This is a genomic window from Streptosporangium sp. CA-115845 (assembly GCF_050943795.1).
Taxonomy (GTDB): Bacteria; Actinomycetota; Actinomycetes; order Streptosporangiales; family Streptosporangiaceae; genus Streptosporangium.
Map to the genome: position 1 here is coordinate 4,399,845 of NZ_CP191988.1, position 26,404 is coordinate 4,426,248.

The 26,404-nt window shown below is 72.9% G+C and carries 13 protein-coding genes; 9 read left to right on the forward strand and 4 right to left on the reverse strand.

Annotation, left to right across the window (positions count from 1 at the left end):
• Nucleotides 1-24 precede the first annotated feature (24 nt).
• Nucleotides 25-453 carry a nitroreductase family deazaflavin-dependent oxidoreductase gene (locus ACQP0P_RS22280; protein ID WP_433380241.1) on the forward strand — a complete coding sequence of 143 codons (429 nt, stop codon included), beginning with the start codon at nucleotides 25-27 and terminating at the stop codon, nucleotides 451-453.
• Nucleotides 454-847: 394 nt separating this feature from the next.
• Nucleotides 848-2,227: a helix-turn-helix domain-containing protein gene (locus ACQP0P_RS22285; protein ID WP_433380244.1), complete on the forward strand. Its 1,380-nt coding sequence runs from the start codon at nucleotides 848-850 to the stop codon at nucleotides 2,225-2,227.
• A 206-nt stretch (nucleotides 2,228-2,433) separates the two neighbouring features.
• Here ACQP0P_RS22285 and ACQP0P_RS22290 read toward each other — a convergent pair whose 3' ends face one another.
• Both ACQP0P_RS22290 and ACQP0P_RS22295 read right to left on the reverse strand, forming a co-directional pair.
• Complete coding sequence (locus tag ACQP0P_RS22290; protein ID WP_433380247.1) at nucleotides 2,434-2,871, reverse strand: SRPBCC family protein; 438 nt, start codon at nucleotides 2,869-2,871, stop codon at nucleotides 2,434-2,436.
• Nucleotides 2,868-3,203: an ArsR/SmtB family transcription factor gene (locus ACQP0P_RS22295; protein ID WP_433380250.1), complete on the reverse strand. Its 336-nt coding sequence runs from the start codon at nucleotides 3,201-3,203 to the stop codon at nucleotides 2,868-2,870. The genes ACQP0P_RS22290 and ACQP0P_RS22295 overlap by 4 nt, the downstream gene beginning before the upstream one ends.
• Nucleotides 3,204-3,304: 101 nt before the next feature.
• Here ACQP0P_RS22295 and ACQP0P_RS22300 point away from each other — a divergent pair, with 101 nt between their 5' ends.
• From ACQP0P_RS22300 to ACQP0P_RS22315, 4 genes are all read left to right on the forward strand, one after another.
• On the forward strand, nucleotides 3,305-3,763 hold the full coding sequence (locus ACQP0P_RS22300; RefSeq protein WP_433380253.1) for a DUF1579 family protein: 459 nt from the start codon (nucleotides 3,305-3,307) through the stop codon (nucleotides 3,761-3,763).
• Nucleotides 3,764-3,902: 139 nt separating this feature from the next.
• Nucleotides 3,903-4,922 carry a FecCD family ABC transporter permease gene (locus ACQP0P_RS22305; RefSeq protein ID WP_433380256.1) on the forward strand — a complete coding sequence of 340 codons (1,020 nt, stop codon included), beginning with the start codon at nucleotides 3,903-3,905 and terminating at the stop codon, nucleotides 4,920-4,922.
• Nucleotides 4,919-5,947 carry a FecCD family ABC transporter permease gene (locus tag ACQP0P_RS22310; RefSeq protein WP_433380259.1) on the forward strand — a complete coding sequence of 343 codons (1,029 nt, stop codon included), beginning with the start codon at nucleotides 4,919-4,921 and terminating at the stop codon, nucleotides 5,945-5,947. Before ACQP0P_RS22305 ends, ACQP0P_RS22310 begins: the two co-directional genes overlap by 4 nt.
• A gap of 86 nt (nucleotides 5,948-6,033) precedes the next feature.
• The gene (locus tag ACQP0P_RS22315) at nucleotides 6,034-9,435 is read left to right on the forward strand and encodes an amino acid adenylation domain-containing protein (protein ID WP_433380262.1); all 3,402 of its coding nucleotides are present in this window, start codon (nucleotides 6,034-6,036) and stop codon (nucleotides 9,433-9,435) included.
• A 26-nt stretch (nucleotides 9,436-9,461) separates the two neighbouring features.
• Here the strand turns inward: ACQP0P_RS22315 and entS are convergent, their stop codons facing one another.
• The gene (gene entS, locus ACQP0P_RS22320) at nucleotides 9,462-10,703 is read right to left on the reverse strand and encodes an enterobactin transporter EntS (RefSeq protein WP_433380265.1); all 1,242 of its coding nucleotides are present in this window, start codon (nucleotides 10,701-10,703) and stop codon (nucleotides 9,462-9,464) included.
• A 78-nt stretch (nucleotides 10,704-10,781) separates the two neighbouring features.
• On the opposite strand from entS, the gene panD reads away from it, so the two are divergent.
• A complete protein-coding gene (gene panD, locus ACQP0P_RS22325) occupies nucleotides 10,782-11,189 on the forward strand; it encodes an aspartate 1-decarboxylase (protein WP_350923836.1) in 408 nt (135 codons plus the stop codon).
• A gap of 3 nt (nucleotides 11,190-11,192) precedes the next feature.
• Entirely contained in the window at nucleotides 11,193-12,767 is a 1,575-nt protein-coding gene (locus tag ACQP0P_RS22330) for a (2,3-dihydroxybenzoyl)adenylate synthase (protein ID WP_433380269.1), read from the forward strand.
• A gap of 68 nt (nucleotides 12,768-12,835) precedes the next feature.
• Here the strand turns inward: ACQP0P_RS22330 and ACQP0P_RS22335 are convergent, their stop codons facing one another.
• Entirely contained in the window at nucleotides 12,836-14,119 is a 1,284-nt protein-coding gene (locus ACQP0P_RS22335) for a salicylate synthase (protein WP_433380272.1), read from the reverse strand.
• A 167-nt stretch (nucleotides 14,120-14,286) separates the two neighbouring features.
• Here ACQP0P_RS22335 and ACQP0P_RS22340 point away from each other — a divergent pair, with 167 nt between their 5' ends.
• Nucleotides 14,287-26,373 (forward strand): amino acid adenylation domain-containing protein, encoded by a 12,087-nt coding sequence (locus tag ACQP0P_RS22340; protein WP_433380275.1) that lies wholly within the window; start codon nucleotides 14,287-14,289, stop codon nucleotides 26,371-26,373.
• The last annotated feature ends 31 nt before the right edge of the window (nucleotides 26,374-26,404 follow it).

The window sequence follows — 26,404 nt, forward strand, 5'->3', positions numbered from 1 at the left end:
CCGGTGGCCGATAGCGTGCGCGGCATGAGCGATGAGATCACCGACTCTCCCACCGGTTGGGTCGCCAAGCACGCCCGCAGGTACGTCGAGTCGAACGGCGCGGAGGGCCACCTCTATCACGGCCGGCCGACGCTGCTGTTGACGACGGTCGGCCGCAGGTCCGGGGTGCGCCGGCGCACCCCGCTGATCTACGGCCGTGACGGTGGCGCCTACGTGGTCGTCGCCTCCAACGGAGGGGCCACCGGCCACCCGCTGTGGTACCACAACCTGCTGGTCCTGCCCCAGGTCGAGGTGCAGGTGGAAGCCGAGACGTTCACGGCCCTCGCGCGGACCGCGACCGCCGAGGAGAAGCCCGCGCTGTGGCGGCAGATGGTCGGCATCCACGCCGAGTACGCCGGCTACCAGAGCAAGACCGACCGCGACATCCCGGTGGTGATCCTCACACCTGCCTGAGGTCCCAGGCACGTCACCCGGCCATGACCGTGACACCGGGGCGGACCGGGCCGCCCTCGGTCTCGCCGGCAACGAGGCGGAGCGGGAGTTCCTGTCGTCCCGGCTGGCCGCCCTCACCGAGGTGGCAACGGAAAGCGGACGGGAACGGCCATGACCGCTCACCCGTACCGGGGACCTCGCGACGGGGTCAGAGACGGGCCGCGACCGTCGTGGTCGCGCGCACGGCTGCGATCTCATGGCGGGGCCGGGCGAGGTCGTGAGCTGTTCGTGATCTCATTTGGGCCGCGACAATGCTGGCCACAAAGGGCAGTACGATCTACTGTAATTGACAATAAACCGTGCGTAAGGAGTGGGGCGTGGATCTCATCGTGCCGCCGGCGGAACGGGTGTGCTGATGGTCAGTCAAGCAAGCATCGGTGACCGCATCCGCAGATTGCGGTTGAGCAAGCACATGTCCCAGGCACAGCTGGCCGGGCCCGACCTGTCTGACAGCTATGTCTCGCTCATCGAGTCAGGGAAGCGGAATCCCACTCCGAACGTCACGCGCCTGCTCGCCGAGCGGCTCGGCTGCGGTGTCGAGTTCCTGCTCCACGGGATCGAGCCGCACCAGCGCGTCGACACCGGGCTCGCCCTGCGCCACGCCGAACTGGAGTTGTGTCACGGGGATCCGGCCGTGGCGGCCGACCGTTTCGCGGAAACGGTCAGGGCCGCGGGCGACGACGACGCGGCGCTCGCCGCGCAGGCGAGGTTCGGCCGGGCTCGTGCGCTGGAGGCCCAGGGGTACACGGCGCAGGCGGTCGAGGCCTACGAGCGGCTTCGCCGCGAGGCCGCGGCGCATCCCGAGCGCCTTGCCGACCTGCCGGTCGTCGTGGCGCTCTGCCGTTGCTACCACCGAGCCGGGGACGCGCTACGCGCCCGGGATCTCGGGCTGAACGCTCTGACGCAGGCCGTCCGGCTCGGGCTCGACCAGGGCGCCCTGGCTCTCGACCTCGCCGTGGTGCTCGCCGAGACGGAGGTCGACCTGGCATATGCCGAGCGCGTGCTGTCGGCGTCCGGCGTGCCCGAGGCCGTCGACCGCGGTCCGGAGGTTCTCGGCCTGTGGCAGGCCAGCGCGGCCGCGGCGGAGAAGGACTCCGCGCTGGCCCTGCGGCTCGCGGAGGACGCCATCGCCGCCGGCCGGTCCACTCGGATGGCCTCCGACTACGCCCGGAGCGCGATGTGCTGGGCGTGGATCGTCGCCGCGAGCCCCGAGGACGCCGGCCTTGACCGGGCGGGCGAGTTCGCCGCCTCCGCGGCCGAGGTTCTCACGCGCCTGTCACCCGGGGCGGTCGAACACGCCCGGAGCCTGATCGTGCTCTCCCGCGTGCGGCTGCGCGCCGGCGACGTGGACGCCGCCGCCGACCTGTCGGACCGGGCTCTCGGCCTGCTCGCCGGTGTGCGCGGGGCGGTGCCGGCCATGGCGTACGTCGTCCTGGCCGAGCTTGCATTGGCACGCTCCAAAGACGGCGGCCCGGCGCTGGCGGAGGCGCAGGAGGCACTCGCCGATCCGGCCTCCCTCACTGACAGGCAGTCGGCCAGGCTCTGGCGCGAGATCGGCGACCTCTGGGGTCGGGCCGGATCGCCGGAGAGGCAGACGAACGCCTATCGCCGGGCGCTCGAAACCGTGGGGATCCGCTCGCGGATGGAGACGCCACCCGGCTCGACGTGGCGTGAGGTGGCGACTCCCGCGATTCCGGCGCACCTCGGCGCTTCGCGCGGGGCGGTGGCCGGGTAGCTCGCCCGCGGGGCCGGTTCTCGCCCCGCTCGTCGCGCCGAGCGGGGCGGAGCCGGTCGTGACGGCCCGTGCCGGCCCTCGGTGTCGGGATTCGCCGCACCGGGTGGGGCGGCCGGGTCGCTGCCAGAGCGCCTCCGGCAAGCAGGGTGGCGAACAGCCCCGCCGCGCGAAGACAAGCCTCGGCGTAGTGGTGCGCATTGCGATGGTCAGCAGCACTGGCGTTCCGCTGTTTCGCCGAGGCGGTGGAGTAGGTGCCTCCAGCCGTGGCTGGTCTCGTGCTCGAGCAGGGGTGGCAGGCCGCTGTGTCGTAGGGTGAGCTTGGTGCCGCCGCCATCTCGGACGAGGGTGATTTCGACGCGGGAGCTGCCGGGCGGGATGTCGGGCACTCCGGGAGCGGCTTCCCATCCGAAGGTGAAGACGATCCGTTCATAGGGCACGAGTTCGACGAACTGGCCGCACATCACCGGGCGCGGACCTTCCTGCATGTACACGCGCAAGGCGCCGCCAGAGCGGGCGTCCAGTTCTGCCGCACCCCACCATTGGGCCAAGCGGGCCGGATCGGTGAAGAACGGCCAGATCGTCTCGGGCCGGGCCTGGATGCGCAACGTCTGCTCGATCGTCCTGCTCTCCCTGGCGCTCATCATGATCCCTTCACGTCGTCCTCACCGGTGCGCACGTGTTCCTCTCGCTCGGCCGCGTCCTTGAGCCGGCCAAGCGGGGCCGACCACATCGTCTCCAGGAACGTCGCCGCCTCGGCGAGCCCTTCGGGGCGTAGCCGATAGAAACGCCGGTTACCGGCGCGACGGATGTCGAGGAGCCCGGCTGTGAACAGGATCCGCAGATGCTGGGAGACCGCCGGGCGGCTGATATCGGAAAAATGCCGGGCAATGTCGCCCGCCGATACTTCACGGTCGCGTACCAGCATAAGGATCGTGCGACGGGTTGGGTCGGCGACCGCTCGCAACGCCTCGTCCACCGTCCACCGCCTTCCCTCGGGTCCGCTTGCGGCATCCGCCGGAGCTATTGTAAGTATTTAAGCAACATCTTACCTACTTTTCGGATCAGGGGAAACACGTCATGACTGACAGGAATCGAGCCTCGACGACAGAGAACGAGCGCCTGAACGCGCTGGTCGGCCGGTGGCGTTCACAGGGGCAGGCGGTCGCCACTCCGGTCGAACCTGTGATCCAGATCGCCGGATTCGACACATACGAGTGGTTGGGGGGTGGGTTCTTCCTCATCCACCGTGTGGACGTGCGCATCAACGATGACAAGGTCGAAGTCATCGAAATGATAGGCCCCTACGATCCGGCGACCCGGACCTATCCCATGCGCTCCTTCGACAACCGGGGCAACTTCGTCACGATGCGGGCGAGCGTGAACGACGACGGCGTCTGGACGTTCACCGGTGAAACAGAACGGGCCACACTGGTGATCGCTGAAGATCGCAACACCATGACGGCCAGGTGGGAACGCGTCGACAATGGCTCGGATTGGCGGCACTGGATGGACATGACCTTCACAAAGATCTCCTGACCTCGGCCGCCTTCTCGCGTCGCCAGGCTCCGGGCAAGCGGCAAGGGAGCGCCGCGGCAATCGGCTCGGGGTGTAGGCCGAAGAGCAGGCTCGGGGCCGTACGTCGCCATTCTTGTTAGGTTAGGCTAACTTAATCTCTGTGGCTCCCCCCGCGAAGAGCGCGTATATCCGGAGACGGCTGACCGGCCTGTGTCTGCTCGGTGGCCTGTTGCTGCTCACCGTGCTGGCAGGCATCGCGATCGGCGCCAAGCAGATCCCGCTGGACCAGGTCCTCTCGGGTGTGTTCGCTCCCGACGGCTCGGAGAACGCGCTGATCATCCAGGAGCTGCGGCTGCCGCGCACGCTGCTGGGGGTGGCCGTGGGGGCGGCGCTCGGCCTGGCGGGCGCGCTGATGCAGGCGCTGACCCGTAACCCCCTGGCCGAGCCCGGCCTGCTCGGCGTCAACGGCGGCGCGGCGATGGCGGTCGTGACGGTGGTCGGCCTGTTCCGGGTGGACGAGGTCCTCGTCTACGTGTGGGCGGCGTTCCTCGGGGCCGCCGGGGCCGCGTTGCTGGTCTACGTGATCGGGTCGCGCGGCCGTTCCGGTGCCACCCCCGCGCGGCTGGTCCTGGCGGGAGCCGGGATCAACGCGGTGTTCAGCTCGCTGACGGCGGGGGTGATGCTGCTCAGCCCGCGTGGTTTCAACGGCTTCCGGTTCTGGCAGGTGGGCTCGCTGTCCGGACGCGACCTCGGCGTCTTCGCGCAGGTCGGCCCGTTCCTGCTGGCGGGGGCGGTGCTGGCGCTCTGCCTGGCGCGCCCGCTCAACGCGCTGGCCCTGGGGGAGGAGACGGGACAGGCGCTGGGCGTACGCGCGGGCCGGACCCGCGCGCTGGGGGCGCTGGCGGTCGTGGTGCTGTGCGGCGCCGCCACGGCGGCGGTGGGGCCGATCGCCTTCGTCGGGCTGGCGGTGCCCTTCGTGGCCCGGGCGCTGGCCGGCCCGGACCAGCGCTGGGTGCTGCCGTACTCGCTGCTGCTGGCGCCGGTGCTGCTGCTCGGCGCGGACATCGTCGGTCGCGTGGTCGCGGCGCCCGGCGAGCTGGAGACGGGAATCGTCACCGCGTTCCTGGGCGCACCCCTGCTGGCACTGATGGTCCGTCGCGGAAGGGTTCCCCAGCTGTGAGCGTGAATCGTGTCCTGCGCGTCGGGAGCATGTCCGTGCGGTGGCGGCCGCGGGCCGTCGCCGTGTGCGTCGTGCTGGCGGGCGTCGCGCTGGGGGCGGCGGTGCTCGCGGTCGGCAGTGGAGACTTCCCCATCCCCGTCACCGAGGTGGTGGAGGCGCTGGCCGGGCGGGGAGAGCACGCGACGGAGTTCATCGTGCTCACGTTGCGCCTGCCCAGGGCCGTCACCGGCCTGCTCGCCGGGGCGGCCCTGGGCCTGAGCGGTGCGATCTTCCAGAGCATCACGCGCAACCCGCTGGGCAGTCCCGACCTCATCGGGTTCACCACGGGGTCGGCCACCGGTGCGCTGCTGCAGATCCTGGTCGTCGGCGGCGGCACCGCCGCCATCGCGGCCAGCTCCGTCCTCGGCGCGGTGCTGACGGCGCTCGCCGTCTACCTGGTCGCCTACCGCGGCGGGGTGCACGGCTACCGGCTGGTACTGGTCGGGGTCGCCGCGGCCGCGATGCTGGAGTCGTTCAACGCCTACCTCGTCACCCGGGCCGAACTGCGCGAGGCGTATGAGGCGGCGTTCTGGCTCACCGGCAGCCTGACCGGCAGGGGCTGGCCGCACGCGTGGCCGCTGGCCATGGCCATGGCCGTGCTCGTCCCGGTCGCGCTGGCGTTCGGGCGCCGGCTGCGGATGGGGGAGCTCGGAGACGACGCGGCCCAGGCGCTCGGTGTGCCGGTCCAGCGGACGCGGGCCGCGCTGGTGGTGGCAGGCGTGGGGCTGGTGGCGGTGGCGACCGCGGCGGTGGGACCGGTCCCGTTCGTCGCGCTGGCCGCACCGCAGCTGGTGCGGAGGCTCACCCGCCGGCCCGGCACGCAGCTCGTGCCGGCCGCGCTGACGGGCGCGGCGCTGCTCGTCCTCAGTGACCTGGCGACGCTGCACCTGCCGGTCACGCTGCCGGTCGGTGTGGTCACCGGTGTGCTGGGCGGCGTCTACCTGATCTGGCTGCTGTCGGCCGAGGGGATGCGGGGGCGGGCGTGAGCGGGTCGCACGGTTGGCCGGAGGCGAGCGTTGACGCCCGAACATCCTTAAATTAGGTTAGCCTTACCTAACTTAAGGGGGGCTCTGTGCTGACCAGAGAAGAACTGCGTGATTCGCTGACAGAACTGCTCGGAGAGCCGGTGGCGGCGGACGACAATCTCATCGAACTGGGCATGGACTCGATCCAGCTGATGGGATTGACCGGCCGCCTGCGCCGCCTCGGCGTCGAGATCGGTTTCGCCGAACTCGCGCGGCGGCCCACGCTGGCCGAGTGGTGGGAGCTACTCGCCGAACGCGGTGCCCTCGCCCCGGTTCCGAGTTCAGGCCAGGACCGCGTTCCCGATCCCGAGCGGGAGGCCACGGAGCCGGGCGAGTCGTTCCCTCTCGCGCTCATGCAGCACGCCTACTGGATCGGCCGCGACTCAGGCCAGTCACTCGGCTCCGTCGCCGCACACCTCTACGTGGAGCTCGACGGCCGCGAGATCGACCCCGGACGCCTTGAGAGGGCGGTCCTGGCACTCGTCGAGCGGCATCCGATGCTGCGGGTCGCCGTCTGCGACGACGGCACCCAGCGCGTCCTGCCGGAGCGGCCGGGACCCGCGGTCACGGTGCACGACCTGCGCGCCGCGCCGGATTCCGAACAGGAGCTGGAACGGCTGCGCGCCCAGATGTCCACCCAACGGCTTCCCATCGAGACGGGCCGGGTCTTCGACGCGCGGCTGAGCCTGCTGCCCTCCGGGGCCGCGCGGCTGCACCTGGACGTCGACATGGTCGCCGCCGACGCGATGAGCTACCGCACGCTGCTGGCCGACCTCGCCGCGCTGTACGAGGGCGAGAACCTGCCGCCGATCGACTACGGCTACGCGCGCTATCTCGCCGCCGACCCCCGCGCGAAGGCCCGCGACCGGGACCGCAGGTGGTGGGGCGAGCGGCTCGGCGAGCTGTCCGGGCCGCCGGAGCTGCCGGTCGTGCCGCTCCCGGGGGAGAAGGTCGTGCGCGAACACCACTGGTTGCCCCCCGAGGGCCGGCAGCGGCTGATCGCCCGCGCGCACCGCGAGGGTGTCACGCCGGCGATGGCGCTCGCCGCGGTCTTCGCCGAGGTGATGGGGGCCTGGTCGGCGACCCCGCGCTTCCTGCTGAACCTGCCGCTCTTCCACCGCGAGCCCATCCACCCCGACGTGGACGCCCTGGTCGGTGACTTCACCGGCTCCGTCCTGCTGGAGGCGGACCTGTCGCGGGAACTGCCGTTCGTCGAGCGCGCCCGCGAGCTGCAGGCGCTGCTGCACAGGGCCGGTGAGCACAGCGACTACTCCGGGGTGGAGGTGCTGAGAGACCTGTCGCGGGCGCGGGGCGAGCAGGTGCTGGCCCCGATCGTCTACACCAGCGCTCTCAACCTCGGCGAGCTGTTCGGGGAGCGGGCGCGGCGCAGCTTCGGCGAGCCGGGATGGATCATCTCCCAGGGGCCGCAGGTGCTGCTGGACGCCCAGGTCACCGAGGTCTCCGATGGCCTGCTGCTGAACTGGGACGTGCGCGATCCGGCTTTCCCCGACGGCGTCGCCGACGCGATGTTCGCCGCCTACACGGGCGCGATCACCCGCCTGGGCGCGCCGGGCGCCGACTGGAGCGAGCCGCTGGGGATCGGTGCCCCGCCGGACCAGCTGCGCCGGCGGCACGAGCTCAACGCCCAGCCGCCGCCACCCGCGCGGACGCTGCACGAGGGGTTCTTCGCGCGGGCCCGGCGTACTCCGGACCTGGCGGCGCTGCACTGGGGCACCGACGGCACGCTCACCTACGGCGAGCTGGCCGACCGCGCCCTGCGCGTCGCCGCCCACCTCGCCGAGCGGGGGGTGCGGCCCGGCGACCGCGTCTCGGTCGAACTACCCAAGGGACCCGACCAGGCCGTCGCGGTGCTCGGCACGCTGGCAGCCGGCGCCGCGTACGTACCCGTCGGGCCCGGACAGCCCGACGCCCGCCGGGAGAGGATCCTGAAGGCGGCGGGAGTCGTGGTCTCGCTCACCGCGGCCGTGACGCACCCCGCGCCGCTGGAAGGACCGGTGCCCGTTCCTCCCGGGCAGGTCGGCTACGTGCTGTTCACCTCGGGCTCCACCGGGGAGCCCAAGGGGGTGGAGGTCTCGCACCTGGCCGCGATGAACACGATCGGAGACCTGGTCGAGCGGTTCTCGCTCGGTGAGGCGGACGTCTCGCTCGCGGTGTCGGCCCTCGACTTCGACCTGTCGGTGTTCGACCTGTTCGCGCCCTGGTCCAGCGGTGGCGCCGTGGTGATCCCGGAAGAGGACGGGCGGCGCGACGCCACCCGCTGGGCCGAGCTGGTCGAGCGATGGTCGGTGACCGTGCTGAACTGCGTGCCCTCGGTGCTGGAGATGCTGCTGCGGATCGGCCCCGTACCGAGCCTGCGGCTGGTCCTGCTCGGCGGCGACTGGGTCGGCACCCACCTGCCCGCGCTGCTGCGTGACCGTTCGCCGAGGTGCCGGTTCGTCGCGCTCGGCGGTACGACGGAGACGGCCATCCACTCGACGGTGCTGGAGGTCGACGGTGAGGTGCCCGCCGACTGGACGGCGGTCCCCTACGGCGTGCCGCTGCGGGGAGTGGCCTGCCGGGTCGTGGACGAGATCGGGCGCGACCGTCCCGACTGGGTGCGGGGCGAGCTGTGGATCGGCGGCGCCGGTGTCGCGGACGGCTACACCGGCGACGCCGAGCGCACCGCCGACCGTTTCGTCGTGCACGAGGGCACCCGCTGGTACCGGACCGGGGACATGGCCAGATACCGGCCGGACGGCACGCTGGAGTTCCTCGGGCGGCGCGACCACCAGGTTAAGGTGCGCGGGTTCCGGATCGAGCTCGGCGAGGTCGAGACCGCGCTGGAGAGCCACCCCCGGGTACGCAGGGCCGTCGGCCTGCTCGCCGGCTCACGGCTGGCCGCCGCGGTCGTGCTCGCGGAGGAGCCCGAAATGGAGACCGGAACGCCGGAGCTGCTCGCCCACGTACGGGAGCTGCTGCCCTCGCACATGGTCCCGGACCTGCTGGTGCCCCTGGCCGCGCTGCCGCTCACGGCCAACAACAAGGTGGACCGCAAGGCGCTCGCCGCCCTGGTCGCCGCCGCTGCGGGGGAGCCGGGCACGCCCTACACCGCTCCGGCCACGGCGCTGGAGCGGGCGCTCGCCCGGGTGGTCGGCCAGGTGCTCGGCGTGCCGCGGGTCGGCGCGCACGACGACATCTTCGCGCTCGGTGGCGACTCGGTGCTGGCCACCACCGTCATCGCGCGGCTGCGCGAGGCGCTCGACACCTCGTCCCTGCCGCTGAGGGCGCTGTTCACCGAGCGGACCGTCTCGGGCGTCGCCCGCCGGTTCGCCGAGGTGGAGGAGACCTCCGGCAGGCTGGAGGCGGTCGCGGAGATCTGGCTCATGGTGGAGGGCATGTCCGAGGACGAGCTCGCCGAGCGCCTGGGCACGGGCGGCGGAGGCGACTGACCGGTCGTCACCGCGGGGCGGCGCGGCTAGGCGTCCTGAGGTTCGGTCTCCAGGGTCGCACCGCGCAGGCCGGTGAGCGTGAGGGCCAGGGCCAGCGCCAGCGCGGCGCTGGCCGCTCCGTACACGACGATGGCGGCACCGGGTGCCAGGTAACGGCCGAGCGCGCCCGCGCCGAGCGCGCCGACGGCCTCGCCCCCGGTCGCCTGGGCGGACCACAGGGCGTTCACCCGGCCGAGGTAGCCGTCGGGGGTGTGCGCCTGGATGAGGCCGTAGCGGAGGATCTCCTCGATGGAGGAGATGAGGCCGTACCCGAAGAGGATCGCGACCGCGAGCGCGGGATGCCCGGCCAGTCCGAGGCAGGCCAGGAGCACGAAGCCGCAGACCGAGGCGGCGAGCAGCGCCCTGCCCGGTGCGCGTGACCGCCCGATCCAGCCGCTGGTGAGCGAGCCGAGCACCGCGCCGCAGGCCGGCGCGGTGTAGAGCAGGCCGATCGTGGCCGGGCCGCCGCCCAGTTGCAGGGTCGCGAACGCGGGCATGAGCACCGGGATGCCGCCCGCCACCATGAACAGCAGGCCGAGCAGCATGAGCGAGCCGACGACGCGGTGCGAGGCCACGAACCTCAGCCCCGAGGCGATCGCCCTCAACGGGTTCTCGGTGACCACGACGGCCGGTCTCAGGGCGGGGAGCCTCGTCAGCAGGCCGAGGGTGACCAGGGTGCCGAAGGCCGCGGCCGCGTAGTTCCAGCCGACGCCGAACGCCGAGATGGTCAGGCCGCCGAGCGCGGGAGAGATCATCGAGCCGAGCCGTACGGTCAGCGCGTTGAGCGCGCCCGCCGCGACGAGCTTGTCCGGGGGGACCAGGGTGGGGGTCGCGGCCAGCAGTGCGGTGACGCTGACACCGGTCGCCAGCCCGTCCCAGGCCGCGAGCACGTAGATCGCGGCCAGCGAGGGGGAGGGCAGGAAGGCGTTCAGTGCCAGCAGCGCGAAGCCCAGGCCGGCCGCGCCGCGCGCCAGGAGCATCAACCGGCGCCGGTCCTGCCGGTCGGCCAGCACCCCGCCCCACAGGAACCCGGCAAGCAGGGCGAACCCCTCGGCAGAGGAGACGGCGCCGACGTGTACCGTCGATCCGGTCATCGCGTAGACCTGTACGGGCACCGCGACCAGGAGCATGCCGATGCCGAAGACCGACACGGTACGTGCGACGAACACGTCGCGGAAGGCCCTGCTGGTTCTCAGCGGGCTGATGTCCATGGCCAGGCGGCGCAACATCTTCGGGGTTCTCCTCGGCGGACAGAGTTAGTAAGGTGAGGCTAACCTTAGTTGACCTTAGGGAGAGAGGACAGAGCAGTGCAGCGGGTCCTTATGAATGGAAAGATCCACCGTGCCACCGTGACCCAGGCGGACCTGCACTACGTGGGTTCCCTGACGATCGACGCCGAGCTGATGGCCGCCGCCGACATCGTCGAGGGTGAGCAGGTCCACGTCGTCGACATCGACAACGGTGCCCGTCTCGTCACCTACGCGATCACCGGTGAGGCCGGCACCGGGATCATCGGTGTCAACGGCGCGGCCGCCCACCTGGTCCACCCGGGGCACCTGGTCATCATCATCTCGTACGGGACGTTCGACGCCGCGGAGGCGAAGGCGCACCGGCCCAAGGTCGTCCACGTGGACGGCGCCAACCGCGTCGTCGCGCTCGGCTCCGATCCGGCCGAACCGGTCGCCGGTGCGGCGGCCCAGATCGCGGGGCGGTGACCGGTGGAGGGGTTCACCCCGTGGCCCGAGGAGTTCGCGGCGCGCTACCAGGCCGAGGGCTACTGGGGCGACCGGCTGCTCGGTGATGTGCTCGGCGGGGGCGAGAAGGAGCGGACCGCGCTCGTGGCCGGGGAGGAGCGGCTGACCTACGCGGAGCTGGATCGCCGCGCCGAACGCACCGCCGCCGGCTTCGCGCGGCTGGGCATCCGGCAGGGTGACCGCGTCGTGGTGCAGCTGCCCAACACCGCCTCCTTCGTCGTCGTCTTCCTCGCCCTGGTCAGGATCGGCGCCGCTCCGGTGCTGGCCCTGCCCGCGCACCGGGGGAGCGAGATCGGCTACCTGTGCGAGCTGAGCGAGGCCAGGGCGTACGTCATCCCCGACACGCACGGCGGGTTCGACTACCGCGACCTGGCCCGCTCGCTGGCGGTGGAACATGTCGTGGTGGACGGGGACGCCCAGGAGTTCCGCGCGCTGGCCGACCTCGGCACCGGCGCGGGGGCGGACGTGTCCTACGAGCGGCCCGACCCCGCAGACGTGGGGGTGTTCCTGCTCTCCGGTGGCACCACCGGGCTTCCGAAGCTCATCCCGCGCACTCACCGCGACTACGTCTACAACCTGGAGGCCGGCGCCGAGGTCTGTGGCTTCACCTCCGAGACCGTCTACCTCGTGGTGCTCCCGGTCGCGCACAACTTCGCGCTCGCCTGTCCGGGCATCCTCGGGGTGTTCGCCAAGGGCGGCACGGTCGTGCTGTCGCCCTCCGGGGCGCCCGACGAGGCGTTCCCCCTCATCGAGCGCGAGAGGGCGACGGTGTGCGCGGTGGTGCCGCCCATCGCGCTGCTCTGGCTGGAGGCGGCGTCCTGGTCGAAGGAGGACCTGTCGTCGCTGGAGCTGCTGCAGGTGGGCGGCGCCAAGTTCGCGGCCGAGCGGGCCGCGCAGGTCCCCGGCGTGCTGGGCTGTGCGGTGCAGCAGGTGCTGGGGATGGCCGAGGGACTGCTCAACTTCACCCGCCTGGACGATCCCCGGGAGCTGGTCGACACCACGCAGGGCAGGCCGCTGTCGCCGGCCGACGAGATCCTGGTGGTCGACTCCGGCGACGTGGAGGTCGCCCCCGGCGAGGTCGGCGAGTTGCTCACCCGGGGTCCCTACACCCTGCGCGGCTACTACCGCGCGCCCGAGCACAACGCGCGCTCCTTCACCCCCGACGGTTTCTACCGGAGCGGAGACCTGGTGCGGATGCTCCCCTCCGGCCATCTCGTCGTGGAGGGCAGGGTCAAGGACCAGATCAACCGGGGCGGTGACAAGATCTCGGCCGAGGAACTGGAGAACCACCTGCTGGCCCATCCCGCGGTGCACGACGCCGCCGTGGTCGGTACGCCGGATCCGGTGATGGGGGAGCGCACCTGCGCCTTCCTGATCGTGCGGGACCAGGCGCCGACGCTGCGGGAGATCAAGCGGTTCCTGAAGGAACGCGGCGTGGCGGGATACAAGTGGCCCGACCGTGTCGAGCTGGTCGACGCCTTCCCCCGCACCCCGGTCGGCAAGGTCAGCAAGAAGGAGCTCGCCGCCGGCCTGCGCTGAGCACCCGCCCGCACGAGCCACCCGGCCCCCGGGCGGCTCGTGCGGTTCGCTACCTGAGGAAGGCGCCCTCACGCACGCGCGACCACGTACGGGGCGATGCTGGAGAGCTTCTCGCAGGTCTCCTCGTACTCGCGCTCGGGCGTCGAAGCGGACACGATGCCGGCGCCGGCCCGCAGCCATGCCCGGCCGTTCTCGGCGTAGAGGGCGCGCAGCACCAGGGCGGCGTCCATCGACCCGTCCCGCGAGACGGTCAGGACGGCTCCGGAGTAGAGTTCGCGGCGCTCCTCCAGCCGGGTGATCGCGTCGATCGCCTCCGGCTTGGGGATGCCGGAGGCGGTCACGCCGGGAAACAGCGCGTCGAGCGCGTCCCAGCAGGTGCGGCCGGGGGCCAGTTCACCGCTGACACTGGAGCCCAGGTGCTGCACGCTGCCGCGCTCCTTCACCGCCATGAAGCCGGTGACCCGGACCGTGCCGGGCACGCACACCCGATACAGCTCCTGCTGCGAGGTGCGCACCGAGACCGCGTGCTCGAAGATCTCCTTGGGGTCGCTCTCCAGCTCGTGGCGGGTCAGTGAGTCCGTGCTCTCCCCCCGGCCGAAGGCTCGCGTGCCGGCCAGTGGCTGGGTCGTGACCGTGCCGTGCCCGTCGACACTCGCCAGCACCTCGGGGCTGAACCCGGTGGCCTGGAAGCCGTCCAGGTCGAGGAGGAACGAGCGGGCCGGGGTGTTGGCGGCACGGCCGCACACGTACGTCGCGACGACGTCGACGGGGAACGGGATCGGCAGCCGGCGGGAGACGATGATCTTCTGGTAGAGCCCGGCGGCGATCTCGGAGATCGCCTGGGCGACCCGCGCCCGGTAGTGGTCGCCGTCGGAGCGCACGTCGACCGGCGACGGTGCCGCGATCCGGGACGCGCCGGGGGCGGACAGCAGCTTGGCGACCCGCTCGGCCTCGCCGGCGTCGGCGCTCACCACCAGCGCGCGTCCCGCTTCGATGCGCACCTCGGTGCGAGGCACGATCAGATGGGCGAGCCGGCCCGCCGGGTCGCTCGCGGCGAACTCGAACGCGATCCAGCCGTAGGCGTTCCAGGCCGGCCAGGGGGCCGCGCCGAACACCGCCTCCAGCGCCGCGGCCGGCCGGCCCGACCAGGCCTCGTCCACGGCAGGCCCGTCCAGCCAGCGGCTGCGCACGACTCCGGGGTTGAGGATCACCTCGCCCGACACCCCGCCCGCGAAGGTCCACAGGCCCGGTCTTTCGTACACGGTGTAGTCGTCGAACAGCCCTGAGCCGGCCAGACGGGCGACCAGGTGCAGCGGATCGACCGGGCTGTCGACGACCACCTCCGTGCGCATCTCATCTGTACTGATGCCAAAGGACACAAGACCCACCCCTCTGAGGGACCGGAAAATCCGATCAATTTAGGTAAGGCTAACCTTGTGTCGATTTAATAGGCAAGGCTAACCTAACCTTCAGGCGGGGCGGCTGTCCGGCCCCCGGACCCACAAAGAAAGAGTTGAGCGTGCGGGAACAGCAGGACGTCGCACGGCGGCGCGAACTGATGCGGCGGATGATGGCCGAGGCGGGGCTCAGCCCCGGCGGGGACCGGATCGTCCCACGCGGGTCCGGCGATCCCGCACCGCTGTCCTACGCGCAGCAGAGCATGTGGCTGCACCACCGGACGTTTCCCGCCAGCCCGGCCTACAACGTCTGCCTGCTGGTGCACATGTCGGGTGAGCTCGACCCGGAGGCGCTGCGCGAGGCGCTGCGCGCCCTCATCCGCCGCCACGCGGTGCTGCGCACCGTCTACGACGACCATGACGAGAGCGGGCCGGTGCAGCACGTCCTCGCCGACGACTCCCTCGACCTTCCGGTGCGCGACTGCGCCGACGCCGAGGCGCGCGCCGGGCGACTCGCGGCGCTCCCCTTCGACCTGTGCGCCGAGAGGCCGATCCGGCTGGAACTGCTCCGGCTCGGCGCGCGGAGGTACGCCCTCGTCCTGGTCGTGCACCACATCGCCTGGGACGGCATGACCTGGGGTTCGCTCTCGCGCGACCTGTCGGCGATGTACCGGGCCGCCGTCCTGGGGGAGCCCGACGGGCTTCCCACGCTGACCGTCCAGTATCCGGACTTCGCCGCCTGGGAACAGGGCCGCCCGCACTCTCCCGAGGAGACGGACTACTGGCGGCGGCGCCTCGACCCGCCGCCCGCGCCCCTCGACCTGCCCGCCGACCGCCCGCGTGGTGCGACCGTCTCCGAGCGGGGCGGACGCCGGGCCCGCCGTTTCGACGACGCGGTCACCGAGGGGATGCGGAAGCTGGCCGCCGCTGAGAACGTCACCCCGTACATGGTGATGCTCGCCGCCCACGCGGTGCTGCTGTACCGCTACACCGGCGCCACCGACATCGCGATCGGCTCGGCGGTCATGAACCGCGAGCACACCGAGATCGAGCGGCTGGCCGGCAACTTCGGCAACACCCTCGTGCTCCGCACCGACCTGTCCGGCGCGCCCACCTTCCGCGAGGTCCTGCACCGGGTCCGTGACACCTGCACCGAGGGGTTCGCCCACCGGACGCTGCCGTACGACACGATCGTCCAGGAGCTGCGGCCCGCCCGGCAGCGCGGCAGGTCGCCGTTCTTCGACACCATGCTGCTCTTCCTCACCCAGGAGATCGGCGACCTGGACCTGCCGGGCGTCACCACGAGCTGGACGCACATCCACAACGGCACCACCCACTTCGACCTGTCGCTTGAGGCGTTCGTCAGGCCACAGGGCATGACCGTCGAGGCCACCTTCCGGCGCGAGCTGTTCGACGACGAGCGCGTCGACGCGCTCCTGGTCCACCTGGAGACGCTGCTTGAGAGCGCGCTGAGCCGCCCGGACCTGCGGATCGCCGACCTGGAGCTGCTCGGCGCGGACGAGCCGGCCCTGCTGGCGGAGTGGAACGACACCGGGTGTCCCGTCCGGGACACGACGGTGACCGCCCTGTTCGAGGAGCAGGTCGCGCGCACCCCGGACGCGGTCGCCGTCGTGGGTGAGGTCGACGGTGAGGTCGACGGTGAGTCGGGCACGCTCACCTACGCGGAGCTGGACCGGCGGGCCTCGGGCCTCGCCCGGCTGCTGCGCGAGCGTGGCGCGGGACCTGACCGGGTCGTCGCGCTGGCCCTGCCCCGTACCCCGGACCTGGTGGTCGCGCTGCTGGCCGTGCTGAAGTCCGGTGCCGCCTACCTGCCACTGGACTCGGACCACCCGGCCGACCGGCTGGCCTACATGATCCAGGACGCGGACCCGCTCTGCGTGATCGCGACTCCGGAGACCGCCGCCCTCCTCCCGGAGGGAACCGCCGTGCTGACACCGTCCGGGTCGCTGCCCGAGCCGGAGCCGTCACACCCGGCCCGAGGCGGCGACCTGGCGTACCTCATCTACACCTCGGGCTCGACCGGCCGCCCCAAGGGCGTGGCCGTCCCGCACTCCGCGCTCACCGCGTTCCTGCTCACGATGCGGGAGCGCCTGGCCCTGGGCGCCGGTGACCGGCTCGTCGCGGTGACCACGATCGCCTTCGACATCGCGGCGCTGGAGCTGTACATACCGCTGATCAGCGGCGCGACCGTCGTGCTGGCCGGGCGCGCGACCGTGCGCGATCCCGCGGCGCTGGGCGGCCTGCTCGCCGGGGCGACCATCGTCCAGGGCACTCCGTCGCTGCTGGGCTCGCTGGAGCCGGCCGCCCTCGCCGGGCTGCGGGTGCTCGTCGGCGGCGAGGCCCTGCCGGCCGCGCTCGCCGGGACCCTCCACTCGGTGGCGGCGTCGGCGGTCAACGTGTACGGACCGACCGAGGCGACGGTCTGGGCGACCTCCGCCGACCTGCCTGCGACGGGGATCGGCCGCCCGTTCCCCAACACCCGCGCGTACGTCCTGGATCCCGCGCTGCGCCCCGCGCCGGTCGGCGTCCCCGGGGAGCTCTACCTCGCGGGCGAGCAGCTGGCCCGCGGTTACGCCGGCCGCCCGGATCTGACCGCGGAACGCTTCGTCGCCGACCCCTTCGGCCCGCCGGGCGAGCGCATGTACCGAACCGGGGACCTGGCCCGCTGGAGCCGCGACGGGTCGCTGGAGTACCTGGGGCGCGGCGACGACCAGGTGAAGATCCGCGGATTCCGGATCGAGCCTGACGAGGTGCAGGCCGTGCTCGCCGCCCACCCCGGTGTCGCGTGGGTCGCCGTCGTGGTCCGCGAGGACAGCCCGGGCGAGCGGAGACTCGTCGCCTACGTCGTGCCGCGCCCCGGCTTCCGGGAGGCGGACCTGCGGGCCGCCGCGGCCAGAGTGCTGCCCGAGTACATGCTGCCCGGTGCGATGGTCACCCTTGAGGAACTGCCGCGGACCGTCAACGGCAAGCTCGACCGGGCCGCGCTGCCCGCGCCCGAGGTCCAGGTGTCGAGCCGGGGGCCGCGCGACGACCGCGAGGCGGCGCTCTGCGCGGTCTTCGCCGAGACGCTCGGCCTGGACACGCTGGGAATCGAGGTGGGAATCGACGACGACTTCTTCGCGCTGGGCGGCCACTCCCTGCTGGCCACCCGCCTCGCCGGCCGGGTGCGCGCCACGCTCGACGCCGAGCTCACCATCGCCGACGTCTTCGAGGCGCCCACCGTCGCCACGCTGGCGCCCAGGCTGGTGCGGGGCACCCGGCCGAGGGTGCGCGACGTGACCAGATCCGAGGTCGTCCCCGCCTCGGCGGCCCAGCGCGGCTTCTGGTTCGAGGAGCGGCTGCGCGGCCCCTCGGCCGCCGACGCGCTCCCGCTCGGCCTGCGCCTGCGCGGCCCGGTCGACGTCGACGCGCTGCGCGCCGCGTTCGGCGACGTCGTGGCACGGCACGAGGCGCTGCGCACCCTGCTGGTGGAGGGCCCCGACGGGTTGCCGGTCCAGCGGGTCCTGAAGGCCGGCGGGGTCGCGTTCGACGCGGTGGACGCACGCGGCTGGACCGAGGAGCGGCTGCGCGCCGCCGAGGCACGGGCCGCCTCGCACGTCTTCGACCTCGGCGCCGACCTGCCGATCCGGGCGACCCTGCTGCGTGTCTCCGCCGAGGAGTCCGTCCTGGTCGTGCTCCAGCACCACGCCGCCGCCGACGAGTGGTCGTTCACGCCCCTGCTCGCCGACCTGTCTCGCGCCTACACCGCCCGCGGCGCGGGCACCGCGCCGGACTGGGCCCCGCTGCCCGTGCAGTACGCCGACTACGCCGTCTGGCAGAGCCGGACCGCCGAGTTCGCCGACCAGCTCGCCTTCTGGGAGCGGACGCTCCACGAGCTGCCAGAGGAGAGCACGCCGCCGGCCGACCGGCCCCGGCCCGCCGAGGCGAGCCACCGGGGCGGGTCGGCCTCGTTCGAGCTGCCGCCGGCCGGTGCGCGCAGGCTGGCCCTGGAGACCGGAACCAGCGTGTTCATGGTCCTGCACGCCGCCGTGGCCGCGCTCCTGCACCGGGCGGGCGCGGGCGACGACGTGGCGCTCGGCTCGCCCATCGCGGGCCGGGCGGACGCGGACCTCGCGGACCTGGTCGGGGTGTTCGTCAACCTCGTCGTGCTCCGCACCGACCTGTCGGGGGACCCGACCTTCACCGAACTGCTTGAGCGGGTCCGGCACACCGACCTGGCCGCGTTCTCCAACTCCGACGTGCCGTTCGAGCAGGTCGTGGAGCGGCTCGCACCGGAGCGCTCGCTCGCCCGCAGCCCTTTGTTCCAGGTGATGATCGTCCACCAGCGGCTGGAGGACGTGCGGCTGCGGCTGCCCGGCGTGCGCGCCGAGCCGTTCCTGCCCGAGACCGGCGGCGTCAAGTTCGACCTGGACATCTACTTCGCCGAGGGAGAGGAGCGGATCGAGGGGTTCGTCGCCTACGCCACCGACCTCTTCGACGCCGGGACCGTCACCGGCCTGCTCACCGACCTCGGCGAACTGCTCGATCGGGTCACCGAGGACCCGGCGCGGCGCCTGTCGTCGCTCGGCGCCCCGGCCACCAGGCCCGACACCGTCCGCGAGTTCCCCCCGCTCACCGTCGCCGAGCGGATCGAGGCACAGGCGGCGCGCACCCCGCACGCCACGGCCGTCGTCTGCGGCGGCACCGTGCTCGGCTACGCCGAACTGGACGCGCGGGCCGAGGCCCTCGCCGACCGGCTCGCCGCCGCGGGAGCGGGCCCCGAGAAGATCGTCGCGATCGCGCTGCCCCGCTCGGCCGAGTTCGTCGTGGCGCTGCTCGCCGTGCTCAAGACCGGTGCGGCCTACCTGCCCATCGACACGACCTATCCCCGCTCCCGGATCGAGATGATGCTCGGAGTCGCCCGGCCCCTGCTGGTGGTCGGCGCCGACGAGCCGCCCCTGGAGGCGCCGCCCCGCGACCGGCCCCGGCTCCACCCCGACCACCCCGCGTACGTGATCTTCACCTCGGGGTCCACCGGGACGCCCAAGGCCGTCGTCGGGACCCAGCGGGCGCTGGCCAACCGGCTCGCCTGGGGCGCCGATCTCGCCGCGGCCGGCGTGCGGGTGGCCAAGAGCTCCCCGGCCTTCATCGACGGCAGCACCGAACTGCTCGGCGGCCTCATCGCCGGTGACACCGTCGTCGTCGCGGACGACGAGACCGCCACCGACGCGCTCGCCCTGGCCGAGCTGATCCGCGGCCACGGGGTGAACCTGGTGACCGTCGTGCCGAGCCTGCTGGCCGCGCTCCTGGAGACCGGGGAGCTCGGCTCCGTGACCACGTGGGTGAGCAGCGGCGAGGCCCTGCCCGCCGCCCTGGCCGAGCGGGTCGGTGCCCGGCTGGTCAACCTGTACGGCTGCTCGGAGGCGGCCGGGGACAGCCTGATCGCCGAGGGCGGCGGCGGGCTGGTCCCGATCGCCAACACCGTCGCGTACGTGCTGGACGCCGGGCTCCGCGAGATGCCGGTCGGCGAGCTCTACCTGGCAGGGGACGGCCTGGCGCGCGGGTATCTCGGTGACCCGGCCCGCACCGCCGAGCGGTTCGTGGCCAACCCCTTCGGCCCGCCGGGCTCGCGGCTCTACCGCACCGGCGACCGGGTGCGCCGCCGCCGCGACGGCACCCTGGACTTCCTGGGCAGGGCCGACGACCAGATCAAGATCCGTGGCTTCCGGGTCGAACCCGGTGAGGTCGAGGCGGTGCTCGCCACCCGGCCCGGCGTGCGGCAGGCGGCCGTGGCGGCCCGCTCGGGCCCGCGCCTGGTCGGCTACGTCGTGGGTGAGGCCGGCCTCGACCTCGACGCGCTGCACGCCGGGCTCGGCGAGATCCTGCCGGAGTACCTGGTGCCCTCCGTGCTCGTCGGCCTCGACCGGCTGCCGCTCACTCCCAACGGCAAGCTGGATCGGCGGGCGCTGCCCGAGCCGGCGGCCCGTGAGGGCAGGGCGCCGCGGACCGACGCCGAGCGCGGCCTCACCGAGCTCGTCGCCGAGACCCTCGGGCGGGACGGCGTCAACGCCGACGACGACTTCTTCCGCACCGGCGGCGACAGCATCAGCGCGGCCCTGCTCGTGGGACGCGCCCGCCGCGCGGGTCTCTCCTTCACGGTCCGCGACGTCTTCCGGTCGCGTACCGTCGAGGCCCTGGCCCGGATCGCGGTGGCCCTGCCCGGTGACGTGCCCGGTGACGTGCCCGGTGACGCGCCCGCCGACGCCGCGCGGGCTCACCCCGAGGGCATGACCGCCGGCACCGCACCCCCGCTCGGCGCCCCCGGCGGGTCGTCTGGGGCGCGGGCCGAGCTGCCGCTCTCGCCGCTGCAGGAAGGACTGCTGTTCCACCTGATGCTGGCCGGTGAGGACCGCGACGTCTACGTCCAGCAGGCCGTGGTGACCCTGTCAGGGCCCGTCGACCCCGGCCGCCTTGCCGGGGCCGCGCGCCAGGTGCTGCTGAAGTTCCCCAACCTGCGGGCCGGGTTCCGCACCGACGGCGGCCGGGCCGTGCAGTTCGTCCCGGAGCGGTTCGAGGTCGACTGGACCTATGCCGAGACCGGCGGGGCGGAGGCGCTGGAGGCGTTCGTCGAGGCACAGCGCGCCCGGCCGTTCGTCCCCGACTCACCGCCGCTGATCCGCTTCGCGCTGACCAGGGTGGGCGAGGACGACTTCCGGCTGGTGCTCACCTCCGAGCTGATCCTGCTGGACGGCTGGTCGGGTGGCCTGCTGGTCACCTCGCTGCTGGAGTTCTACACCGACGCCGACGCCGAGCGGGACCGCCCCGTGGCCGGTTTCCACGCCTATCTCGACTGGGTGAACGGGCAGGACCGGCAGGCCGCGATCAAGTCCTGGGGCCGCGCTCTGGACGGGCTCGACGAGCCGACCCTGCTCAGGCCCGAGGCGGCCGACCTCGCCGGTGCCGGGGAGATCCACCGCGCGCTGCCCGAGGGCCTCACCGCCCGGCTCGGTGCCCTCGCCCGAGAGTCCGGGCTCACCCTCGCGGCCCTGTACGAGAGTGCCTGGGGACTGCTGCTGGCGGGCCTCACCGGCCGTGACGACGTGGTCTTCGGCGTCTCGGTGTCCGGTCGCCACCCCGACGTCGACGGTGTCGAGTCCGTCGTCGGGCTGCTGTTCAACACGGTCCCCGTCCGGGTGCGGGCCGGCGCGGCGGACCCGCTGCGCGCCGTGCTGGAACGGACGCAGGCCTTCCAGTCGGAGCTGTTCGACCACTCCTACGTCGCGCTCGCCGACGTGCAGCGGGTGGCGGGCCTCGGGACCCTCTTCGACACCCTCTTCGTGTTCCAGAACTTCCCCGGCATGCCCACCGACCGCGGCTTCGGCCCCGGAGGCGACGTGCGAGTGCTCGGCCGCCAGGTCCGCGACGCGACCCACTACCCGATCACCATGGTCGTCGAGCCCAGTGCGGGCCTGCGCGTCATGTACCGGGGCGACGCCTTCACCGAGGCCGAGACCGAACGGCTCACCGACCGGTACGTGCGGGTCCTGGAGACGCTCGCCGCCGCGCCCGAGACCCCCTGCCACCGGCTCGACCTGCTCCTGCCCGACGAGCACGACCGGCTGCGCCGGGACTGGGCCGAGGCCGAACGGCCCGTGCCCGGCCTCACCATCGCCGAGCTGCTCGCCGAGCAGGCCGAGCGCACCCCGCACGAGCCGGCCCTGGTCTCCCAGCCCGGCGTGCGGCTCACCTACGCCGAGCTGGACGCCGCCGTCAACCGCCTGGCCAGGCTGCTCAGGGCGCACGGAGCGGGCCCCGAGCGGGTGGTCGCCCTGGCACTGCCCCGGTCGGCGGAGATGGTCGTCGCGCTGTTCGCGGTGCTCAAGACGGGCGCCGCCTACCTGCCCCTGGAGCTGGACTACCCGGCCGAGCGGCTCGACTTCATGCTGGCCGACGCCGCCCCGGTCTGCCTGGTCTCGCACCGTGCCATCGCCGCCGGACTGACCTGCCCGGGTGACTCGATCCTGCTCGACGACCCGGCCGTACAGGCGAGGCTGGCCACGCTGCCCGGCACCGGGCTGACCGGGGAGGAGCTGCCCGATTTCGGCAGGGACGTGCCGGGCCGGCTGGACCACCCGGCGTACGTGATCTACACCTCCGGCTCCACCGGGCGCCCCAAGGGGGTGGTCACCCCCTACCGGGGTCTGACCAACATGCAGTTCAACCACCGGGCCAACATCTTCGATCCGGTGGTGGCCTCGGCCGGGCGCCGGCTGCGGATCGCGCACACCGTGTCGTTCTCCTTCGACATGTCGTGGGAGGAACTGCTCTGGCTCATCGAGGGCCACGAGGTGCACGTCTGCGACGAGGAGCTGCGGCGCGACGCCGAGGCGCTCACCGAATACCTGCGGCGTCACCGGATCGACGTGATCAACGTGACGCCAACCTACGCGCAGCAGCTCCTGGAGGAGGGGCTGCTGGAAGGGGAGCACCGCCCGCCGCTCGTGCTGCTGGGCGGCGAGGCCGTCCCCGTGGCGGTCTGGGACCGGCTCGCGCGGGCCGAGGGGGTGCTCGGCTACAACCTCTACGGCCCGACCGAGTACACGATCAACACGCTGGGCGGCGGCACCGAGGACAGCGCCACGCCCACGGTCGGCAGGCCGATCTGGAACACCCGCGGCTACGTGCTCGACGGCTGGCTGCGGCCGGTACCGCCGGGCGCGCCGGGAGAGCTCTACATCGCGGGCGCGGGCCTGGCCCGAGGCTACCTCGACCGGCCCGGCCTGACCGCCGAACGGTTCGTGGCCGATCCCTTCGGCGGCGGCCGGATGTACCGGACCGGCGACCTGGTACGGGTGCGCCAGGACGGCAACATCGACTTCCTGGGCCGTACCGACGAGCAGGTGAAGATCCGCGGCTACCGGGTCGAGCTTGAGGAGGTCGAGAGCGCGCTGGCGGCCGAGCCCGGCGTCGGACAGGCGGCCGTCATCGCGGTCGGTACCGACGTGCCCGGTGTGAAGCGCCTCATCGGCTACGTGGTGCCCGACGGCGCCGCGCGGCCCGACGCCGAGCGCGAGCACCTGGCGGAGTGGCGGCAGATCTACGACGCCGAGTACACCGAGATCGGCACGGCGGTCCACACCGAGGACTTCGCGGGCTGGGACAGCAGCTACGACGGGCTGCCCATCCCGCTTGCGCACATGCGCGAGTGGCGCGACACCACGGTGGCCCGCATCCAGGACCTCAACCCCCGGCGGGTGCTGGAGATCGGCGTCGGCACCGGCCTGCTGCTGTCACGGCTCGCCCCCGGTTGCGAGGAGTACTGGGGTACCGACTTCGCGGCCCCCGTCATCGCCAAGCTCCAGGCGGACCTCGGCCCCGGCTCGCCGGTACGGCTGAGCTGCCGGCCCGCCCACGACACCGCGGGGTTGCCCGCCGGCCACTTCGACACGGTGGTCGTCAACTCCGTGGTCCAGTACTTCCCGGGTGCCGGATACCTCGCCGACGTGATCGCCGCCGCGATGGACCTGCTCGCCCCCGGAGGTGCGCTGTTCATCGGCGACGTGCGCGACCTGCGGTCGGTGCGCTGCCTGCACGCGGCGATCCAGCTCGGCAGGGACGGCGGCGCCGGCGCCGGCGTCGGTGTGGCGGTGATCGACCGGGCGGTGCGGATGGAGAAGGAACTCCTCCTCGACCCCGCGTTCTTCGCAGCCCTCGACCTGGCCGCGCGGGTGGAGGTCCGTACCAAGCGCGGCGTCCACCACAACGAGCTCAGCAGGCACCGCTACGACGTGACACTCTGGAAGTCACCCGCCGAGCCACCCGCCGTGCCCCCCACCGAGACCTCCGTCGTGGACTGGGCGGGCCTCGGCGACCTGGCCACCCGGCTGTCCGGCGGTCTTCCCGGGCCGCTCAGGGTGCGTGCCATCCCCGACCCCAGGCTCTCCGCCGAGCTCGCCGCGCTACGCGCGATCGAGGGTGGGGCCTGCGCGGGGGAGGCGCGCGAGCTGCTGCGGGCATCCCCGCGGGGCGTCGAACCCGAACTGCTGTACGCGCTCGACCCAGGCGTGGTGACCACCCCCTCGGCCGAGATCGGTCACTACGACGCGGTCTTCGGCGGCGGGGCCGCCTTCCTGCCGGCCGATCCGGAGCGCAGGCCCGCGTCGTACGCGAACAACCCGGCGGCGGCCCGCGACCACGGGGCGCTCGCCGCCCGGGTGCGCGAGGGGCTCAGGCGGCGGCTGCCCGGCTACATGGTGCCGAGCGCGGTCATGACGCTGGACGCGCTCCCGCTGACCGTCAACGGCAAGCTGGACCGGCGGGCACTGCCCGCCCCCGACCGGCAGGGGCCGCGCGGCAGTGGCCGCGCGGCCAGGACCGCCGTGGAACAGCTGCTGTGCACGCTCTTCGGCGAGGTGCTCGACGTCGCCGGCGTCGGGATCGACGACGACTTCTTCGAGCTGGGCGGGCACTCGCTGCTGGCGACCCGGCTGGTCGGCAGGGTCCGCGCGGTGCTCCGCGCCGAACTCGCGATCCGGGACCTGTTCGAGGCGCCGAACGTCGCCGAGCTCGCCACCCGGTTGCACGAGGCGGCCGGTGTCGCGCTCAGGCCCCCGCTGACTCCCCGGCGGCGTCCCGAACGCATCCCGCTGTCGTACGCGCAGCGCCGGCTCTGGCTGCTCGACCAGATCCTGCGTGAGGACGAGGGGCCCCGTGAGGCGTACCACCTGCCGCTGGCCGTGCGCCTGAGCGGCGAGATCGACGTGGCCGCGCTGGAGGCCGCGCTCGGCGACGTGACGGCCAGGCACGAGAGCCTGCGGACCGTCTTCGCCGAGCACCAGGGCGTGCCCTACCAGCGGGTCCTGCCGCCGGAGTCGGCACGCCCCGCCCTGGAGATCACGACCTGCTCGCCGGAGGAGGTGATCGCGCGCCCGTTCGACCTGGCCACCCGGATCCCGCTGCGGGTCGCCCTCATCCCGGAGGGGGAGAACGAGCACCTACTGCTCGCGGTCTTCCACCACATCGCGTTCGACGAGTGGTCCTTCGGGCCGTTCGCCAGGGACGTGGCGCGGGCCTACGCCGCGCGGCTGGACGGAGCGGCGCCCACGGGGGAGCCCCCCACGGTGCAGTACGCCGACTACACGCTCTGGCAGCGTGAGCTGCTCGGCGATCCGGTCGACCCGGGCAGCCCGCACGCCCGCCAGCTCGCCTACTGGGCGAAGGCGCTGTCGGGCATGCCGGCGGAGATCCCGCTGCCGGTGGACCGGCCCAGACCGGCCACCGTCGGCCAGCGCGGCGCGACCGTGACCAGGCGGCTGCCCCAGGCGCTGGTCGAGCGGCTCCGCGGGCTCGCGCGCGGGGCACAGGGGAGCATGTTCATGGTCTGCCAGAGCGCGGTCGCCGCGCTGCTGCACCGCGCGGGTGCGGGGGATGACATCCCGCTGGGCAGTCCCGTCGCGGGCCGCACCGACGAGGCGGCCGGTGACCTGGTCGGCTTCTTCGTCAACACGCTCGTGCTCCGCGCCGACGCCTCGGGCGACCCCTCCTTCGCCGAGTTGCTCGCCCGCGTCCGCGACACCGACCTGGCCGGTCTGGCCAACCAGGACCTGCCGTTCGAGGCGCTCGTCGAGGCGCTGCGGCCACCCCGGGTGCCCGGCCGCAACCCGCTCTTCCAGGTGATGGTCGGCTACGAGAACCAGGCCATGGGCGAGGTGCGCTTCCCCGGGCTGCGGCAGCGGGAGGCGCTCTTCAGCCCGCCCGCGGCCAAGTTCGACCTGGACTTCATCTTCAGGGAGCGGGCAGAGGAACTCCATCTCGTCGTCGACTACTCGGCCGACCTGTTCGATCCGGCCACGATCGACACGATGCTCCGCGCGCTCCTCGACGTGCTGGAGACCGTCGCGGACGACCCGGAGACGCGGCTGAGCGACCTGCCGGTGGCACTCGAGGCCCGTACGGTCACCCAGGCCGGCGCCGGGCACGCCGTCCGGCGCGACGACGACCGCGAGGCGCTGCTGTGCCGGGCGTTCGCCGAGGTCCTGGAGGTGGACGCGGTCGGGCCGCACGACAACTTCTTCGAACTGGGCGGTCACTCGCTGCTCGCCATGGAACTGGTGCGCCGGATCCGCAGGGAGCCGGGCTGCGCCGGAATGAGGATCGCGACCCTGATGACCGCCCAGACCGTCGCCGAACTCGTGAACCGGCTGGAATAAGGCGCTTCACACGGCCTCCAAAGATTGCTAA